We start from the raw sequence: 17927 nt of genomic DNA, 5'->3' as shown, positions 1-17927 counted from the left end.
TCTGGCCTTTAGAGAGTTAGTGGACTTTTCGAGGGAGTGTCCCCCTCTTGATAGTGAAAACTATACTCAAACCTCTGGAACCCAAAATTGCAGCGCCTTGGGTCATTACCGTACCGGCTTCTGCCTTATTAGGCGCGATGATGATGTTCTTCCTTCTGCGCGGCATGCTAATGCCAGTTGGTTTGTTTTGCTCCGCCGAAGCCCGGCCTGAGAATCTACCGTTTCCCGTACTTCCTCTTGTGAACTTTATCTTAGCCCTAACCTACGCAATATGTGTGGTTGTGGCGCCGCTAAAAATACCAATAAAGCCCCAGTGTCGGCAGAATAGGGAATAACCTTTCAGGGTTGCGCTCTAGGCTGTAGCTATTGTTTTGTGCGGCGATTTCCACTTCATAAAACCCTATGTTTTTCCGGTTGCTGGCATTGGTGATGTCGAGGTAAAGCTCGAGTTGGCTGCTGTTTAGCGTCCATTGCCGGCTTAGGCGAATATCTAATGTGATGTAATCCGGCAGGCTGGCGCTATTGCGTTGGTACTCAATGGGTGTCGTTAAATCGCTAACAGTACTGGGTAGTGTGGTGGTGGGCCGGCCGGAGTGCCAATGCACTTGTGTACTTAAAGACCAGTGATGGCGATTCACTAATGCGCCAAAGTGTAGCGAACTGACTTGGTTCCAGCTGCGGCGGACTACTTCGCCATTAATCACATCTTCTACTTCGCTAAATGAATACGCGGCCCATAACTTAAGCGGGTTGCTGGGTGCGTAGGTTACGGTAGTCTCTAGGCCTTTGGCACTGGCGGAATCGGGTTTAATGGCAATGCGGTCGGGTGCCAGCTCGGGCAATAGTGCGTAAGGGTTGAACATGTTTTCGTAGCGGGTTCGGGGGTTAAATATTCTTTTCAGGTAGGTTTCGGCACTTAAGGTAAGCGCGCGCGAAGGCGCATATTCCATCCCTAAAATGTAGTGGTCAGATTTTTGGGGTGTGTAATAGGTAATTTCGCCATCGGCAGGTTTTAAGTCTTTAATGTTGGGTGCTTGATAAAATCGGCCGGCGCTGGCTTTGATGGCCCAATGGTCGTTGTACTGGTAGCGTGCCGCCAGGCGAGGGCTGAGTTGGTGGCGCAGTTTTCCGGTAAACGTTTGGCCATCTAAGCGCAGCCCGCTTTCCAATTGAAGCTGGTCGGCTAGCGTATTTTGATAGCTGAGGTAGGTGGCGAATTGCAGGCCTTCGGTCGATATTTGTAGGTGGTTATCAACGATGCGCTCGTTACCTAATAGTGTCGCCAGTTCTCCACGTAGCGCTTGGGCGTGAGTGGTGTAGCGCGCTTTAGCGTATTTAATATGTCCGCCAAAGGCGAGGCTATTGCCGCTGAGAAAGGCCCACTCGCCATGGTACTTGGCGGCGTAGCTTTGTAAGTGTTGTTGCTCTTGCAGGCTGCCGGTGCTTTCGTCGGGGTTGTTGGGCTCGTTAATTGCGCCGTTGCGTTCGTTTTTGTTGTAGCTATTGATCAGTTGCCAGTTGTGCTGGTATTGCCCAAATAATCGCTGGTTTCGAAGCCAAGCGTATTGGCTGTTATCAATCGATTTCGCAGTTTCGCCTTCATCACCGTCCACATTGCGCAGTTCGACATCATCACGCAGGGAATAAAGTCCAATATCGTAACGGGCTTGGCTGTCGGTTATCCAGTGGTATTTTGTAAAGGTATCGTTAAAGCGAGGGGCGCCAATATCGGGGTTAATTTGCCCGAGGGTCGTTTCTAAATTACCACGTCGAGCCGCGAATAGCAGGTAATTTTCGTCATTTTTAAGCACGTGCCCCAGCGTGATGGCGCTATAAATAGGGTTAAATTCCAGCGTATTGTTGTAGCTGGCCTCGGCTGTTGGGATGACGGGCTGGATATCCATAACGCCACTCATTTTGCTGCCGTAGCGCGCGGGGTAGCCGCCGGTGTATACCGCAACGCTATCGACAATATGGCTGTTGATACCCGATAGTAGGCCCTGAAAATCTTTAAGGTGAAACGGGTCGTTCAGCTCGATGCCATCCAATAAAATTAATAGCTCATCGTCGGCGCCACCGCGAATATTCGGTTTGGCCGAAACCCCCGAACCAGCCACACCCGGTAAATTGGCAATGGCTTGCACCGGGTCGTTGCCACGTGTGGGTGTGCTTTTTATGTCGATGTTATCGAGTGTATTTTGCGAGCCGATTTGTGTTTTTTTCCATTGGTAAAAGCTGGCAGTGACGAGGGTTTCTTCAATAAGGGGAGTTGTTATGGGCTGTAGTTCGAGGATGACGTTATTCGCCAGCGTATCAAGAGGCCTTTCAAGCGTATGGTATCCCGCGGCTTTAACCGTGAGTTGCTGCATTGCACCGGCATAGAGCGCGATGGCTCTGGGCGGGTGGGCCACGGGTATATTGTCGATGCTAATGCTGGCATTATTGATGGGTTGTTGTGTGTTGGCATCGTGCAGGTTTAATTGGAACTGGCGCGATGCGGTGGCTTGGGTGATTAACCAACCGCTATTGCCATCGCTAAGCAAGCCGAGTTGATAATGTGCCAGCAAGCGCTTTAATCGTTGTATTGGAGCGCCGGCGCTAGGGGAGACTTTTATAATCAGGCTGGCATCCACTAGTCTGTCACTAAAAATAAGGTTGTAGCCCGATTTTTGATAAGTAAATAACAGGTTACCCAGGCTGCGGTTGGCAAAGTTGAGGGTGCCCAGACTTTGCTGTTCTGAGTTTGGGTTTTCCGTACTTTGTGCGTGCGTTGGCATCAATACGATCAAAGACAACGCGCAGGCGAGTATCGGCAACACCTTTTTGATCACACTGGCGCTACGTGACTTTGGGTGGATACAGGGAAAGATTACATTCGGTAAACTGAAAATGAGCTGTCCAAATAGGCTTAGTGATTATATTTTTTGCCGTGAACGTTCGCGTAGCGCCGATATTATATGCGCTACGCGGTGTTGATTACAGTGTTGACTCTTCGCTAATGATAAAGGCTCCGCGACGTTCTTCCAAGGTGAGTGTGGTCGTTTTTAAAATATTGGGCAATTGTTCACTGATGGTGTTGGGGCTAAGATTGCCGCCAGATAAATGCGTTTCCTCGGCTTGCCGCTGCGTGGCGGGAGAGGCGTAAACAATATCTTTGCCGGTGACGCGCGAGGCCCAATTTAATAAGTCGTAAACCGATGCGTTATGCAAGTTAAAGTCGGCCATTGTTTTGTGAGTCCACTGCCAATGTTGGTCGGTTGTTGCAATTTTGTGTCTTTCGATCGGGGCGTTTTTAACAATATGGAGAACTTCGCCCAAGCCGTTAGCGACAGAGGCATAAACGGTTTTAGCGGCTGTTGTGATTTTAGTTTTGCCATCGCGCATGGCAACATCTAAAGCGTTGGGCGTTACGGTTACTTCATACTGGGTGCCGATATCGACAATATCCCCCAGCGGTGTGGATACTAGAATCGATGTGTTGTGGTCGGGTGAATCAACATACACTCGGCCGCTATGGACTTTGATTAACGCGGCGTTCACCAGTGTGATTCGGGTGTTTTGATCTAGCGTTACTAGGGTGTTGTCGGGTAGTTTAATGCCTATGATGCTGTCTTCGGCGGTGCTGAGCTTATCGCCTTGATAAACAATCGTTGAGTAATCATGCTGTTTTTTGTTCAGCGTGAAATCACCATAGCTTTGAGTGATGTGCGCTACGGCGGTTGGTTCGTCGAAGGAGATATTAGGAAGCACCACGGCAAGCATCGCCGCAAAAAATACAGCCGCTGCCGCACTGGAGGTTAGCCATTGGCGCATGCGCTTCTGCCGCGCACGTACCGCTTGTTGCCACGCTTGGTGTGTACTTTGCTGAATGACATCGGCCACCTCGGGCACGGGCTGTTCGCGTTTGCCGCTGGCTTTGAGCAAAGCCTCAAGTTCATCTGTCATTATTTCATCACTGTTGGGTGTGTTATTACGGCTGTTGTTGGCGTCAGAATTATTCATCGCTGTTCACCTGTAGGCTTGTATGGGCGGATAGTGGTTAGGCGTTTGGGCTGTTTCATGCGTCATTCCACTCCGCTTTTAAATCGTTAAATAAGGTTTTGAAGGCCTTGCGTGCCCGCGCCAGTTGCGACTGTACCGCAGTCTCGCCGGTACGCAATTGCAGGGCAATCTCTTGCACGCTAAGACCCTCGATATATTTCATTTCCAGTAAGTCGCCGTAGGCCGTAGGTAGGGTATCGAGTGTGGTACGCACGAGTAGTTTAAGGCCATCGCTAAGGTCGGGTGAACTGCCGTCGAGTGTCGAGGGCACGCTTTCTATGGCCGCGAGCAACGAGGGGTTATCGTCCACTGATGAGGTGAGCGCATCATTCTTACCAAATTGTTTGTGCCACTGCGCAATCTCGTTGCGTGTAATCTGGAATAGCCAGGTCAGTAGCGATGCTTCGCCACGGTAGGTGTGCAAATAGCGCATGGCATTGGTGAGGCTCTGCTGAACAATGTCGTGGCAGTTGGCCTCGTTATTCACGCGGCCACGGCAAAAACGGTACATCTTATTAAAGTAGGTCTGGTAAAACCGAGCAAAAGCTGCCTCATCCCCCTTGAGGAGTGCTTTTACCAGTAATACATCAGCTTGATGCATCGCATTGCCGGAGCGGTTAAATAAGCGAGTCACGATCGACATAGTGTTTGGGCCAGCCTTTTGGGGGATACGCAGGTTAGAGTGCGCTTTGGTGCAAAATCAATCGCGGTTGTGAGATTTTTACGGTTGGCGCAGGGATGTTTTCGTTACCAATGGCTCGTGCGGCCCAGCCAGATAGTTGTCTAATGAGCTGGGTGCTTTCTGGTTTGGCTATGCTCACCTTTATCAGCTCCAGCTACTCACTGCCTATTCTTCACGCTCAACCTAACATAATAGACTGCCTTTAAGGTTGAGTTGCAGGACAAGTGCTGGGTCGTTGAAATAGCCTACATCGGGCTTTAGGCGGGGTAATGGCCACATCTCCTTAGATTTCGGTGTAGGTGCGGTCTTTCTCTAGTTTTATCGGTATCGTGCGTCTCAATCGATTCTGCGATAGCGTTTGACGTACAAAGAGGAATATCCTTAGCGTAATCCATAATGACTGCCATTCGCTAAATGGAAAATTTCACTCCGATGTTTAAATGTTAATTGAGTCAACGTTATTGGTCGGAAATTTTAGGCTGACGCCAGTATTTATCGCTCCATTTGAGAAAAAATATCAAATTCTTCGAGATAAACGTCGCTGGTCATATTAAACCCAGACAAAACACTATGGAAAATGTCACTTTGGCTATGGTTTTTTCGGTTAAGTATTTTTTCGTTGGATATTTTGTGTGCCTCCATAAAACGTTCAGACATCCAGACAAGAAACGGTATTTCTATTTGCTCTTTTGGTGCGACCGTTAGCGGTGTTCCATGTAGATATATACCGTGCTCTCCAAGAGATTCGCCGTGATCTGAAATATAAATTAACGATGTCGATACGCCAGAAAACGATTTCAATATGTTGATTGTTCGATTTAGTAGGTAGTCGGTGAACACTATTGTATTATCGTATGCGTTGAGTAAATCTTGGGCTGTACAGTCTTTAAGATCTACGGTTTTACATACAGGCCTGAATGTTTCATGCTTTATAGGGTATTTTGAATAATAAGATGGACCATGGCTTCCAGTCTGATGAAGAACAATAAATATTTTTTGTTTATTTGAATTTCGTATCCTTTTCTCTAAGCCTGACAACAGTATTTCGTCATGTTCGCATAAGTCGTTATTGCACAAAGGCTTAAGGTCTGTGGATTTCGTATAGCTTTCGATATTCAATCTCGGCTCGCCCCAATTGTTTGTTCTCCAAATAACATCTACGTCATGACGCTGAAGGTAGCTTGGTAATGGCTCGTGTTGTGTCGCAAAAAAAGAAGCCGGTTCTTGATGCGCTAAAATGCAGCGTAAAGATGCCGTTGTATAGGTCGAGCAGGAGGTGGAGCCACGTAATGCTAGAATACCTGTTTTTGAAAGATGCGGATTTGTATTGCGCTTATAGCCATAGAGGGAAAAATTTTTGGATCGTGCTGATTCACCAATAACGAGAATTATTATCGTTTTTTCGTTATTGGTGCTTTCAGCTGGGGGGAGTAAAATCTGTTCTCTCGTTTGTTGATATTCTCCAGATTTATAGCGTACAGTGTTTATAACATATGACCACGGCATAATCATTCCCCCTAGCACCTTCGCATGCTTATCAATCCATAACCAAGAGCTGGAGGATAAGTAGATGTAAGCAATGCAGGCCAGTATTATAGGCGTGGCCTGTCCCAATAGAATAATTCGCTTAGCTTTAGTTATTCGTGTGCGCCACAAAATTACGGATGGGATAAGGCCAAAAAAAAGTACATACCCCCATAGCTTTGGGCCAAAAAAATCGAGCGCCTCGCTAGCGTTGGTGTTGAGTATGTTGCCGATCATTGAGCGGTCTAGAATCACGTTATAGGTAACGGTGAAATATAGAGCGAATGAATTGAGTATTGCAAAAATGATGAGTAGTGGCTTTATAATAAGTGGGGTAATTATATAAGCGCATACAAACACCAAAAAGCTCATCAGAACTTGAATGCAAGTGAGTAAGATGAGAATACCTAGCCCGCCCCGAGAGTTGAGTTCAATCAAACTCTCTAAAAATGACCAAAGAGGCAGGTGATATAATAGTATGTTGGCTAACGTCGCGATGCTAATAAATTTAATCGGGCTTACATTCCATGGGGTCTTTAGGATTATTTTAATTTTTTCTATCCGTGAGTTATATGATGAAGTGTTGGTTGGTTTCAAAACAAATTACCGCTGATTAATTAATTTTCTAAAATTTTATTTTTATACACCATAAAATAACGGGAGAATCCTTTTTTGTTTTGACTTAATAGATATGCAGATGTAATTAATCCGCATAAAATTGATAGCCATAATATGGGTAAGTTCGCGTTGCTTGACGCAAGCCCGCGTTGAATTAAACTGTAACACAAGGCCGCCAATAGAAGCCCCAGTATTCGAGAGCCTCGAATACTGTAAAACCATTCAGCACTTGAACGGCGAGATATTGCTACACCAAGCAAGCCTGCAAACCACCCTAGTGATGCACCCGCGACAACATCCAGCGGCCAATGCGCGCCAACGGCTATTCTTGAAAGCCCAAGTACAGTAGCAATCATAAGAGTCAACCATATGATTTTAGAGTCGGATATGTATTTAGAGTTTGAATAGGCGCTTGCTGCAATCGCTACAAGTGCGGCAAACACTGTGATCGAATGGCCCGACGGAAAGCTATTATGGGATGTTAGTGTCTCACCAATTATGTTAAAAGTATTGTGATCGAGTACCGCTGCAGGCCTAGGAATTCCGGCCACTTTTTTACCGATGACTGAAAAAATAGCGGCGGATGGTGCTGATGCAATGACTGCAAAAAAGTATCTTCGTCGCCATATAATCAATGGCGCCAGAATTGGTAGTAAAACCGACCCATCACCTAGCATCGTTAAGTTTGACCATAAAGAGCTTGGTAATACTGAAAGGTATGCATTCAGGGTGGTGAACCAGCCATCCTGTAAATCCCAATAGCCATTACGGCTGAACGTCCAATCGTTAGTCACGCCGGTAATAATAAAGGTTAGCGCTAGAGCAATCGACGGTGCAGCAATCCACACTGCGCATTGATTAGTGTTCCAAAATTGTTTTTTCATAGCACCCAGCTCTCTATCTCTGAATTCACGCGCCTTTAGTTATTGTCATTACTGTTACCGGCAATTAGAAGGTAATTTCTGACGTTGCGTTGTCTTTAGAGTGTGCTGTGGTACAAAATCAATCGGCGCTGTGATTTTTTTTGATTTTTAAGTAAAATCAGTATTTACGAGTCAGACAAATAGCTGGGACAGGCACTCGTTTTTTTAGACACCCTAATGTAGCTCTATTAACTGTTTGCCGGCTCGAACTTCATTGGGGAGAGGCCGAGGTGTTGACTTCAGGCCGTGGTAATATCATGCGGCGTACGATGAATTTCAGAGGAATTATCAATGGCTTGGACAGAACAGCATAAGGTTCAGTCGCGTGAGCGCATTGTGGATAGCGCGGCGCAGCTATTTACGTAGCAGGGGTTTGATTCAGTTTCGATGATGATGTGATGAAGGCCGCAGGCATAACGCGCGGTGCGTTTTATGCGCACTTTAAACATAAAGCCGAGTTGTATCAGTACGCAATTATTGCGGGGGCGAAGTATGCCAAGGCGGTGCTAGAGATGGCGGAGGACTTTATGTCGTAAGCATGGAAGAGCACTACTTGCGCATTGGTGATGTAAACCATGCCGAAATATTTTGCCCCTTAGCTTTCTTTGTGACCGATATGACCCAGCGCGATAGCAAAATTAGAAGCACCTATACGCAAGCGCTGAAAGGTTGTATTGAGATGCTGGAAGGTATGACGCTCTCAACTGATAGGGCAAGCGGCGGTGATGATAATTGGTGGTTTGGCCTTGTCGCCAGCGATTACGGATGAAGTGTTGTGTGAGGCTTTATTGCAATCTTGCTTGTCGGGGGGGCGCGTTTTAGTTGCGTAATCTACCGAAACGGCCAAAGTTTAATCGTGGATTAAAGCGCTGGCTTTATGATAATAGGTGAAAGCCCAAAGCGTTATTAACGTGATTGTGTGTGCCGGCTACTGAGGAATGAACTTGCTGTACAGGGCTGCGACTCAAAGTAAGGTGATAAAGCCGAGTGCAATGGCGACCGCGGCAGAGCCAATGTCTTTAGTGCGGCCGATCACAACAATCGGGAACAGGCACTCGTTTTTAACCGATTGGTTCGCGTTGTTAATTGTGCTTCCTGTAGGTTTTTTGCTTGGGTAATCGATAGCTGCCATCGCGATAGCTGATGGGGCCAAATTTAGCGTGTGCTAAGGCTCTCTCTTTAAGCGCGGCATCATATTGGCCGCGCTCAACAAGTGCTTCGTTACGATAAGCGAATTGCTGAGCTTCTTTGTTGGGCTCAAAAATGATGACATTATCCCCCTCCATATAGGCTTGGGTTTCGTGGTATTGCATCATGGCGCGCCCCGGTTTTTTGGTGGGGCGTTGCGTTAAGTCGTGGCCGATGGCCGGGTGCTCGGAATTGATCCCCATTAAGGATAAAGCTGTTGGCAGCATGTCGATTTGGCTGGCTACGGTTGTGTAGCGTTGCGGTGTGATATCGGCGCCTAAAAACAAGGCGGGTATATGAAAACGTTTTACCGGTACTAGCTCTGTACCGGCTACGCGAGAGTTGTGATCGGCAATCACCAAAAATAGCGTGTTATCCCAGTAGTTCGATTTTTGCGCTTTTTCAAAAAACACGCCCAGTGCGTGGTCTGCATATTTCACGGCATTATTGACGGTCGCTTTTTCGGTGTCGTACTGTTCTATCGTGTTCTCTGGGTATTCAAAAGGCGTATGGTTAGACGAGGAAAAAACCAAACTGAAAAACGGTTTATCGCCTGCTCGTGAAAATTGATCGTGCGCCATGTTGAATAGGTCTTCATCCGATACCCCCCACGATCCTGTAAATTTTGGATCAACAAAATCTTTTTGTTGGGTAATATTTTGAAATCCGTTACCCATAAAAAAGCTGCTCATGTTATCGAAGTGCGCTTCCCCTCCATAGATAAAACTCGTGTCGTAGCCTTGATTTTTTAATAGCTCGGCAATGGTGAAGAAACCACTTTGCGAGCGCTCAAGTTTTACCACACTGCGCGAGGTTGTCGGCGTGAAGCCGGTGATTACGGCTTCTATACCGCGCACCGATCGCGTGCCAGTGGCATAAAGGTTATCAAACCAAAGACCTTGTTGGGCGAGCCTGTCGAGGTTGGGCGTTAAAGGTAAACCGCCGAGTGAGCCGACAAATTCTGCGCCTAAGCTTTCTTCTAAAATAATGACAAGGTTAAGGGGTTTGTCTCTTTGGGTGCCGGCTATTTGTTGGTGTAGCGTGGGAATTTCTGTATTCGTGAAGTGCTCCGCGGGAACGTCCATATTTTCCTTTACCAGCATGATGGCTCTTGCTTCATCAATATCACCGTAGCTGAAGGCATTTCCACCGTTTGTGTTGTTATTGTATGCCGCCCACATAACGCTATAGGTGGAATTTAAAGCCAGGCTGTTAATCATTAAATCGCTTGTTACGGCGACAACACTTGGGTTAACGGGGCGATGACCAAAAGTAGAGCGTATAGACAGTAAGCATAAAAATGACATGACGGGGAACAGTGCAAGGCTCCATTTTAAATTCGAAGTCGCAGGTGTAAAGCTTCTTTTTAGCGCCCAAAAAAGTGCGCCACAAATAAGGGGGATAACAATCGCCGCCAAGACTAAATCACCTAAATAAGCTTTGATGAGCATAGCAAACACTTCTTTTGGGTATTTTAAATATTCAACAAAAAGAATATTCGGACGTGTATCAAACTGTGCGATAAAAGACGGAGTGCTTAGCTCTATAAAAATGATAATCGCTAGTAGTGCCACATAGTAGGCGGCCTGTAATCTTTGCCAGCCGCGCCATATTAGGCTAAAAGGGGAAACGAATAAGGAGAGCAGTATCGGGAGGGTAGCCCCAAAGCCAATAGTGATAATATCAAAGCGCAGGCCTTGAGTGAGTATAAATAATAGATCGCCCGAGGCTTGGACTCGATCGGCATAAAAAATGAACACATAGGCTGCCCGCATGCTGCTTAAAAACAACAGGGTAAAGCTCGCAAATAGTGCGTGCTGCGCAAGTGAAACTCTTAGTGTTTGGGTCAAATTACTCATAGTGCCTTCTGTTCTTAAGTGCCTGCTACCACTATCGATAGAGGCAGAGAACGGTTGATAGAGCGTTTAGGGTTTACCTAGTCGTCGGTTAGAGTGACGTTTTCATCAGAATCAATCGCAGCTAACTATTTTTTTTGATGGCTTTGTGGCGCAGTGGCGTTGGTGCTTATTTTTTGTAATATCATGCGGCTTACGATGAATTTCAGAGGCGTTATCAATGGCTTGGGCAGAGCAACATAAAATCGAATCGCGAGAGCGCATTGTAGATAGCGCGACGCAGCTATTTACCCAGTTGGGTTTCGATTCAGTTTCGATAGATGATGTAATGAAGGCCGCAGGCTTAACCCATGATGCGTTTTATGCCCATTTTAAAAATAAGGCGGAGTTGTATCAGTGCGCGATTATTGCGGGTGCAAAGCAGGCCAAAGCGGTGCTAGAGCGAGCCGAGGACTTTAGTGTGTTGAGTATGGCCAAGCACTACTTGCGTATTGGGGAGGTGAATCAACCCGTAAGCTTTTGCCCGTTAGCCTTTTTTGTTACCGATATGACCCAGCGCGATAGCAACATTAGAAATACCTATACGCAAGCTTTGAAGGGGTGCATTTAAATTTTTGAGAGCATGGCGCTCTCGCCAGATAAAGCCAGGCATGCGGCGGTAATGATGATTGGCGGCTTAGCACTATCGCGAGCCATTACCGGTGCGTTGTTGCGTAAAGATTTATTGCAATCCTGTTTGGCTGGGGTTCGTGTTCTCGTCGCGCAACCTACTGAGCCGGCTAAGCTTGATTGCGATTAAAACGTGGCCTTAGATTCAATCGAGAGCGTCCAGCCTTTATCGGCTTCTTGGGCATCCATCGGGTAAGCAAGGTCTATGTGTATGACGTCGCCTTTAGATGAACGATTGTTGGATAAACGCAAACCAAGACCAAAATCTTTGTAAATGCCATCTTGTGTGGGGTCTGATGCGCCGGTGATACGACCAGCATCAAAAAAGGCGGTGGCGCCGACATGGAAAATACGCCATAGGTATGAGTCGGAATAATAGCGTTGCTCAAGCGTTATTTTTTGTAAATGCTGGCCACTAATATAGTGCAACGGGTAGCCCCGTAAACCACTGTCGGCATCTAAATAGAGCGTATCATTTTCGTCGGTATTAATGGCGGTGTGCGAGTACATATCTAAATACCCTTTAAAATAATTTGTTTGCGCATGGTAATATTTAAAGCCTGCGGTTGCTAATAAATTTTGAGAGCCCTTATCGCTCAATCGGCCATCCATATTAGCGGATAAAAAAAGCAATTGATTTTCGCCCAAGGCGTAGGTTTTTTGAGCGTAAGCGTGGGTGTACCAACGGCTTTCATCGTTACCCCATCGTTCATCACCATAACCTATTTTAAAGCCTGCTTTAAAGCCCATGTAGATATCTTCGGTGCGGCCGATACGCTCAAAGTTGATTGTTTTTCTATAACTATTTTGTAGGTAATCGATTGCGTAATATGGGTAGGTGCTTTGGTAATTATTAGGCAAAAACTGATGCTGTAGAACGTTATATTCTAAGTTGATGTAGGCGCTGATCGCCTCATAATCTTTAGTTTCACTAAACAGGCCAAAGGTGTGGCGCAGCACATTGTTATTTTTGAGTCCGCTGGAATACCCCCAGAATAAGTTACTAAACTGGCTGTTAGAACGATACCGATAAAGCTCATCACCTTGCTCGTAAAGTGTCGTTTCTTTATCGGTATGGCCATACTCAATACCGTAGCTACGTTTAACATTTAGTGCGTAAAACGGTTTAAAGAAGCCTGCGTACTGCTTGTTGCCGTCGGTGCTATCAATATAGGTGATCGCGGCGGTATGCCAATTGCCAAAAACGTTATCGTCACGTAATTTAAGCACTTTGGATTCTCGCTCTCCATCGTTGCGATAACTTAGTGAAGCGCGTATTCCCAAGCCGAGTAAGTTATCTTCTTGTATGCCAAATTCCGTTTTACTGACATTGCCTTTATGCTTGTAGCTCACTTTGGGTTTTAGTGACCAGGTGTCTAGGGTCTTGACATAAATGTCGGCATTTAGCCCATCAACCTGATAAGTGATTTCGGCATCTTGCAGGTTGCGTTTAGCGCGTAAAATACGCTCCGACTCTTCGATAAGCTGAACAGAAAGGGTATCACCGGTTTTGAATAATAGATATTCTTTAACAACGCGCTCGCGGGTGCGAATATGCAATGCATTCGTTAGACGATAGGCAAAACCCGATTCTTTTTCAATTTCGGGGTTAAATACGTTCTGGTTATCAACGTAAATTGTGCGAATGGTTATGGGCTTGGATAAAGCCTCTGATGCATTAACGGGAATACTGGCGAGGGCAAAAACATGAATGCCTAGCAAGATGGCTAAAATAAGCGAGAGGCCTCGAAGTCTAATCATCACACGACTGCTTTAATAACTAAGGCCATCAGAACGTTGGCCGTTTAGCTATTAGAGTGGTCTTAGTGCAAAAATCAATCGAGCTTATAGTTATTATTAGGCAATAAATTTGCTGTATAGGGCTGCGACCCAGAGCACGGTGATGAAGCTAAGCGCAATGACGACAGCGGCAGAGCCTATGTCTTTGGCGCGGCCAATCATTATGTCGTTTTCGAGTGTTATACGATCGGCGAGTGTTTCTATGGCAGAGTTTAATAGCTCTGTAAGCAGTAAAATGCACAGTGCTGCAACCATCACGCTCCAGTGTGCAACAGACTGGGCCAACAAAAATGTTGTGGGAAAAAGCGCCATAGTTAACATGGCTTCTTGTCGAAACGCAGATTCAAAACGCCAGGCAAATTGTAATCCCCGTAGGCTGCATAAGGTTGCATTAAAAATTCGCTTAATGCCGGTACCATTTTGTTTGTTGTATTCGTTGGCCATCGTCATCCTATTTAAATAGCAGTGCATTATGCCGTGTGATTTTACTGAATTAAGGTTCTTTTGCCAGCATTCCAGAAAGCAAGCAGTGGTTATTAATAATACTTTTTTCTGCCTTTTTAAGCGATGTTTCTACGTTAAATATTGCGAGTAGGGTATGGGATATGTGGTCATGTGACAGCTCGCGCTCGACACAGCCATTGGCATACGCTTCCAGCGCGACGGGTGCCCCAAAAGTATTATACATATCGTCGGATAACCATAATACTAAGGGTACGTGGGTTTGTGATTTTGGCGCGATGACTTTGGGTAGGCCGTGTAAATACACCCCATTTTCACCAAGCGATTCCCCGTGATCAGAAACATACAGCATAAAGGATTGGTAATCCTGGCTGTGCTCTTCCAGTAATGTAATTGTTTTTTCCAGTAGGTAGTCGGTGTAAACAATGGTGTTGTCGTAACTGTTACTAACCTCCGTGGGAGTACAATTTTGTGGTGCGTTAGAAGCGCAGCTGGGCGAAAACTTAGCAAAGCTTTTGGGGTAGCGGCGATGATAGGCCGGCCCGTGGCTGCCTAGTTGATGCAAGACAATTAATATATCTTTATCGGTAGTGGCAATAACCCGATCAAGATTAGACAGCAGTATTTCATCTAAATATGCTCCTTCGTGAAAATAAAGAGACTGCTTGTCGATGTGGTCACGAAAATTTTCATTTTCAATGCGCGCGCAAACGCCCTTGCAGCTGGAGTTATTGTCTCGCCAGAGCGTTTTAATACCGGCACTTTCTAAAATATCTAATACGTTGGATTGATTGCGGGCTTTATTGGGGGAGTAATTATCTTCATCGAGTAATGAAAAGATACACGGTACCGAGTAAGCCGTAGAGGTGCCGCAGGCGGTGACATCACTAAAATTAAATAGGCGACCTTGCGCGAGGCGTTTATCCAGATTGGGCGTGGTATTTTTAGGGTAACCATTAATACCAAAATGATCGGCGCGCGCGGTTTCCCCCAGCATAAAAATGCCGACGGTTCTTTTTTTAGCGAGTTTTATTTGTTGTGCATCACTACCAACATGCACAAATACTTCTACCGTCTTGAAGTGACTGCTCGCATATTTATTAACCGATAAAAGTGGAAATAATGGATTCACAAATAAGCGTAAATCACGGTTTTCGCGACCAAAAAAAGTGGTGAATTGAAAATTGCTATACAGGAGTGCCGATACGCCTAAGGCCATGGTAATACTGTAAAGGCTACTGCGCTTTAATCGCACCCATTTACTTTGATAATTAAGCTTAAGCCGTGCGATAAAAAAGGCGGGTATAAAGCCTAGAATGAGAAGGTAGGTGAGAAGGGAGCCATTAGCCAACTCCATGGCTTCTTGGGTATTGGTTTCGGTAATATTTTTAATCATAACCTCGTCAATCACAACGCCAATACTATTGAAGTAGGCAATACTCGCGGCGCTAAATAGCAGCGTGATAGCGACGGGTTTTAACAGATAGTGATGGTTGAAGAGACTCAATAACATAAACACTAAAAAGCTGATAAGTGTAAAAAACATGACACTAAAACCAATGGCGGGTAGTGATAGCTGCTCAAAAGTTTGTAGTAGTCTCAGCCAAAAATTGAGATTGTAAAAAGCAGGGATGACGATTGCTATGAGTAGTATCAAGGTGGTTGAAGTTACGTTATAGCGGGTGCGTAATAGCGTAAAAAGAGGCGATTGTAATAGCATCAATAATACCTGCATGGCAGCGCGTTAATACGTAATAGGAAAAGCCAAGAGCAATCTAGGTGCGCATTGGGTTGGCGTGTTTGCAGGTGAGAGGGGTGAGAACCTTAAAATCAATCGCGTAAGGGGGTAAAAATAGCGGAAAAAGAATCACGAGTATGAGTCGGCGTAATTTAGCGGGCCTTACCCGCTAGCTGAGCACGATGATTGATTTGCGAGTTTGTTGCAGTATAGGGGGGCCGGCCGGCAAAAGTGTTGGATTTGGTCACTTCGTCTGTAACCAGTTGATTTAGTTGATAATATTCTTAGTTTTCTGGCTCTTCTCCGCTTTAGTGAGGTGATCTAGTGGCTTCCATAGAACATGGATTGCTCGTCAGGCATCGATGATTGCCTTATTTTTAGCTTGAAGTACTCGGTATCCTTGATGCCTCTTGCTCGCTTGCGAATCATGCCAATGCTGACATTGCCGGCTTCAATTCTGGCGCTAGTCAGCCCGTGTTTTCCGTAGTTACAAATGCCTACGCTATGCTTCCTTAGTGACTTTGCAAATTTCTTGAGATAGAGCATATTCGTCTGTTCCGCGATGTCGCACCACTGCTCCAATGCATTCATCATGGCGTCATAATTCCCTGCATTCCACAAAGCTTGGAGCTGCTCTTTGAGTATATAAAGTGTATTGATATTGGAATTATTTTCGAGCAATGTCTGGAGTTTATTGGCTTGTTTATCATTTAACTTGTCGGCATTTTTTAACAACAGGTAGTGGGTACCTTTAAGCTGCTCTTTGCCTGCGCGATCCGCCTTTCTGAACTCGATCCTACGCTGATTGCTCATGGCTTTACTGTAGTTTTGCATCACATGAAACCGATCGAAAACAATGTCAGCATTAGGCAAGCATTCGCGTACCGATTTTTGATAGGCTGGCCCCATATCCATGGCTACCGCCTCTATGTTTTCAGCGGTTTGTGCTGGTAAGCGCTTTAGAAACGCTGTCAACACCTCGGCTTTACGGCCTGTCTCAACGCCAATTAAATGACCGGATTCCATGTCATAAATCACCGTCATATAATCATGGCCTTTGGCTCTAGCGACTTCATCGACCCCAAGATATTTTAAGTCAATTAATTTTTCAGGATTAAGTGCAGGCAACGTTTTCTCTAGGTGAAATTTATCCATATTTTTCACCGTTTCCCATCGTAGCTTTAGGTGCCGACTGACCGTGCTGATACTCATATGGCGACACAATCCGCTCACCAACTGGCAAAATCTTTGAGTATAGCGATTGCCTGTATCGACAAATTCGCAAGCCTCCATTAGACGCCTACCGCAAGTCGTCACAACTTGAGCGAGCTCAACTTCCAAATAGCACTCGAAGCCACACAAAGGGACATCACGGATCGTTCTGCGCAAGTATCGGTTGATGTTGGCCGCCTCATTACTTGACGGGTCAATCGCTCTATAACGACGGTCTTGACCTGGCACCTTGCTCTCCACATTGGAAACAAGACACCGATTGTCACACCCAACCGGCCAAGATAGTTGTCGTCAACCGGCCATCCTAATTGTCGCCGAACAAAACGCAGTGGGTGCTCAATCCAGACAATTCGCTACTACGAGAAAGAAGGCTTAATTTCGGCGCCTGAGCGTACCGAAGGAAACTTTCGTTTGTATAACAGTGTGGTATTAGAAAAACTGTCTTTCATCAAAAACTGCCGTGCGCTGGACCTGACCTTAAGCGAGATTAAACACCTGGTATCGTTACAAAACTCGCCGGGGACGCCGTGCGAGGCGGTAAATGAGATGATTGATACGCACCTGCTCGTTGTAGAATCGCGCATCTCGGATCTGAAAAAGCTTCATGGCGACCTCAAGCAGCTACGGCTTAAATGCGGCAACGCGAGATCGGTCGACCAGTGCGGGATATTGGGAGAGTTACTACCAAAACCCGAGCGCTCGCCAAGCGGTACCAGTACAAGGAAATAGGCATGGCAGGCGTTATTCACTAGATCCGAGAACTATTGAGCATTTCGAAAGTCAACAAGGTGGATTGCATCCGGTCGCCTAAAAGCACTCCAAACCGATTCGCCTTGACCAGTTAACGCTGCTGGTAAACTCGTTTAATCGTTTAATTGAAAGTGGCTCGCCAAAGAAAGCGCTGCAATCAATCCGGAATAAAGCTCTATTGCTGATCTGTTTCTGGCGGACTTTCCGCAGTGATAAATTAGTCCGCACTAGTGCTGAGTATATTTAGGTCTTTTATAGGATTTCACTACCCTCTTCTAGGTCTTTAATCTTAGAGTATAACCTCTGGATATCTTGATACACTGCAGTAAAAGCACCAGCCCCTTCAGGAGCTTGGCCCGATAGCTCTTTCGTCAGTTGATCAATCCAGCCCCCTAACGCACTATCACTCCGCGCGCACCGCAGACCTTAAGAATACTTGTAAC

At 45.9% G+C, this 17927-nt stretch carries 15 protein-coding genes; 5 read left to right on the top strand and 10 right to left on the bottom strand.

The genetic code is table 11. From position 1 onward, the window contains the following. Nucleotides 1-290: 290 nt before the first annotated feature. The 5 genes from MARGE09_RS02935 to MARGE09_RS02915 all read right to left on the bottom strand — a co-directional run bounded on the left by MARGE09_RS02935 (nt 291) and on the right by MARGE09_RS02915 (nt 7749). Nucleotides 291-2831, bottom strand: coding sequence for a TonB-dependent receptor plug domain-containing protein (locus MARGE09_RS02935; RefSeq protein ID WP_236985863.1), 2541 nt, complete (start codon nt 2829-2831; stop codon nt 291-293). 145 nt (nt 2832-2976) lie between these two features. Continuing rightward, nucleotides 2977-4002, bottom strand: coding sequence for a FecR family protein (locus MARGE09_RS02930; RefSeq protein ID WP_236985862.1), 1026 nt, complete (start codon nt 4000-4002; stop codon nt 2977-2979). 55 nt (nt 4003-4057) lie between these two features. After that, complete coding sequence (locus MARGE09_RS02925) at nt 4058-4684, bottom strand: RNA polymerase sigma factor (RefSeq protein WP_236985861.1); 627 nt, start codon at nt 4682-4684, stop codon at nt 4058-4060. A gap of 531 nt (nt 4685-5215) precedes the next feature. Continuing rightward, nucleotides 5216-6844, bottom strand: coding sequence for a phosphoethanolamine--lipid A transferase EptA (gene eptA, locus MARGE09_RS02920; RefSeq protein WP_236985860.1), 1629 nt, complete (start codon nt 6842-6844; stop codon nt 5216-5218). A 20-nt stretch (nt 6845-6864) separates the two neighbouring features. After that, nucleotides 6865-7749 carry a phosphatase PAP2 family protein gene (locus MARGE09_RS02915; RefSeq protein WP_236985859.1) on the bottom strand — a complete coding sequence of 295 codons (885 nt, stop codon included), beginning with the start codon at nt 7747-7749 and terminating at the stop codon, nt 6865-6867. Nucleotides 7750-8186: 437 nt separating this feature from the next. Here MARGE09_RS02915 and MARGE09_RS21705 point away from each other — a divergent pair, with 437 nt between their 5' ends. Then, nucleotides 8187-8324, top strand: a complete 138-nt coding sequence (locus MARGE09_RS21705) for a TetR family transcriptional regulator (RefSeq protein ID WP_420828110.1) — start codon at nt 8187-8189, stop codon at nt 8322-8324. Nucleotides 8325-8326: 2 nt separating this feature from the next. Further along, nucleotides 8327-8557 carry a hypothetical protein gene (locus MARGE09_RS02910; RefSeq protein ID WP_236985858.1) on the top strand — a complete coding sequence of 77 codons (231 nt, stop codon included), beginning with the start codon at nt 8327-8329 and terminating at the stop codon, nt 8555-8557. A 313-nt stretch (nt 8558-8870) separates the two neighbouring features. Here MARGE09_RS02910 and MARGE09_RS02905 read toward each other — a convergent pair whose 3' ends face one another. Further along, entirely contained in the window at nt 8871-10835 is a 1965-nt protein-coding gene (locus MARGE09_RS02905) for an LTA synthase family protein (RefSeq protein ID WP_236985857.1), read from the bottom strand. A 217-nt stretch (nt 10836-11052) separates the two neighbouring features. Here MARGE09_RS02905 and MARGE09_RS02900 point away from each other — a divergent pair, with 217 nt between their 5' ends. Together MARGE09_RS02900 and MARGE09_RS02895 are read left to right on the top strand one after the other, a co-directional pair. Next, nucleotides 11053-11442, top strand: a complete 390-nt coding sequence (locus tag MARGE09_RS02900; protein ID WP_236985856.1) for a TetR/AcrR family transcriptional regulator — start codon at nt 11053-11055, stop codon at nt 11440-11442. Between the two features lie 12 nt (nt 11443-11454). Continuing rightward, entirely contained in the window at nt 11455-11631 is a 177-nt protein-coding gene (locus tag MARGE09_RS02895) for a hypothetical protein (protein WP_236985855.1), read from the top strand. On the opposite strand, the gene MARGE09_RS02890 is transcribed toward MARGE09_RS02895, so the two are convergent. From MARGE09_RS02890 to MARGE09_RS02875, 4 genes are all read right to left on the bottom strand, one after another. Beyond that, the gene (locus tag MARGE09_RS02890; protein ID WP_236985854.1) at nt 11628-13262 is read right to left on the bottom strand and encodes a BamA/TamA family outer membrane protein; all 1635 of its coding nucleotides are present in this window, start codon (nt 13260-13262) and stop codon (nt 11628-11630) included. The genes MARGE09_RS02895 and MARGE09_RS02890 overlap by 4 nt on opposite strands. 96 nt (nt 13263-13358) lie before the next feature. Continuing rightward, nucleotides 13359-13745, bottom strand: coding sequence for a diacylglycerol kinase (locus MARGE09_RS02885; RefSeq protein ID WP_236985853.1), 387 nt, complete (start codon nt 13743-13745; stop codon nt 13359-13361). A gap of 49 nt (nt 13746-13794) precedes the next feature. Further along, nucleotides 13795-15498, bottom strand: coding sequence for a phosphoethanolamine transferase (locus MARGE09_RS02880; RefSeq protein WP_236985852.1), 1704 nt, complete (start codon nt 15496-15498; stop codon nt 13795-13797). A 324-nt stretch (nt 15499-15822) separates the two neighbouring features. Beyond that, a complete protein-coding gene (locus tag MARGE09_RS02875) occupies nt 15823-16962 on the bottom strand; it encodes an ISL3 family transposase (protein ID WP_236985851.1) in 1140 nt (379 codons plus the stop codon). A 57-nt stretch (nt 16963-17019) separates the two neighbouring features. On the opposite strand from MARGE09_RS02875, the gene MARGE09_RS02870 reads away from it, so the two are divergent. Then, entirely contained in the window at nt 17020-17463 is a 444-nt protein-coding gene (locus MARGE09_RS02870) for a Cd(II)/Pb(II)-responsive transcriptional regulator (RefSeq protein ID WP_236985850.1), read from the top strand. The last annotated feature ends 464 nt before the right edge of the window (nt 17464-17927 follow it).

It is taken from the genome of Marinagarivorans cellulosilyticus (assembly GCF_021655555.1).
GTDB lineage: Bacteria > Pseudomonadota > Gammaproteobacteria > Pseudomonadales > Cellvibrionaceae > Marinagarivorans > Marinagarivorans cellulosilyticus.
The sequence above is the reverse complement of the archived record's forward strand: the minus strand, read 5'-3'. Positions and strand labels throughout refer to the sequence as shown.

Excerpts from the sequence above, each read along its gene's own strand:
- MARGE09_RS02900 (WP_236985856.1), top strand. The coding sequence starts at position 11,053 with ATGGCTTGGGCAGAGCAACATAAAATCGAATCGCGAGAGCGCATTGTA.
- MARGE09_RS02885 (WP_236985853.1), bottom strand. The coding sequence starts at position 13,745 with ATGGCCAACGAATACAACAAACAAAATGGTACCGGCATTAAGCGAATT.
- MARGE09_RS02910 (WP_236985858.1), top strand. The coding sequence starts at position 8,327 with ATGGAAGAGCACTACTTGCGCATTGGTGATGTAAACCATGCCGAAATA.
- MARGE09_RS21705 (WP_420828110.1), top strand. The coding sequence starts at position 8,187 with ATGAAGGCCGCAGGCATAACGCGCGGTGCGTTTTATGCGCACTTTAAA.
- MARGE09_RS02930 (WP_236985862.1), bottom strand. The coding sequence starts at position 4,002 with ATGAATAATTCTGACGCCAACAACAGCCGTAATAACACACCCAACAGT.
- MARGE09_RS02905 (WP_236985857.1), bottom strand. The coding sequence starts at position 10,835 with ATGAGTAATTTGACCCAAACACTAAGAGTTTCACTTGCGCAGCACGCA.
- MARGE09_RS02915 (WP_236985859.1), bottom strand. The coding sequence starts at position 7,749 with ATGAAAAAACAATTTTGGAACACTAATCAATGCGCAGTGTGGATTGCT.
- MARGE09_RS02880 (WP_236985852.1), bottom strand. The coding sequence starts at position 15,498 with ATGCAGGTATTATTGATGCTATTACAATCGCCTCTTTTTACGCTATTA.
- MARGE09_RS02890 (WP_236985854.1), bottom strand. The coding sequence starts at position 13,262 with ATGATTAGACTTCGAGGCCTCTCGCTTATTTTAGCCATCTTGCTAGGC.
- MARGE09_RS02925 (WP_236985861.1), bottom strand. The coding sequence starts at position 4,684 with ATGTCGATCGTGACTCGCTTATTTAACCGCTCCGGCAATGCGATGCAT.
- MARGE09_RS02895 (WP_236985855.1), top strand. The coding sequence starts at position 11,455 with ATGGCGCTCTCGCCAGATAAAGCCAGGCATGCGGCGGTAATGATGATT.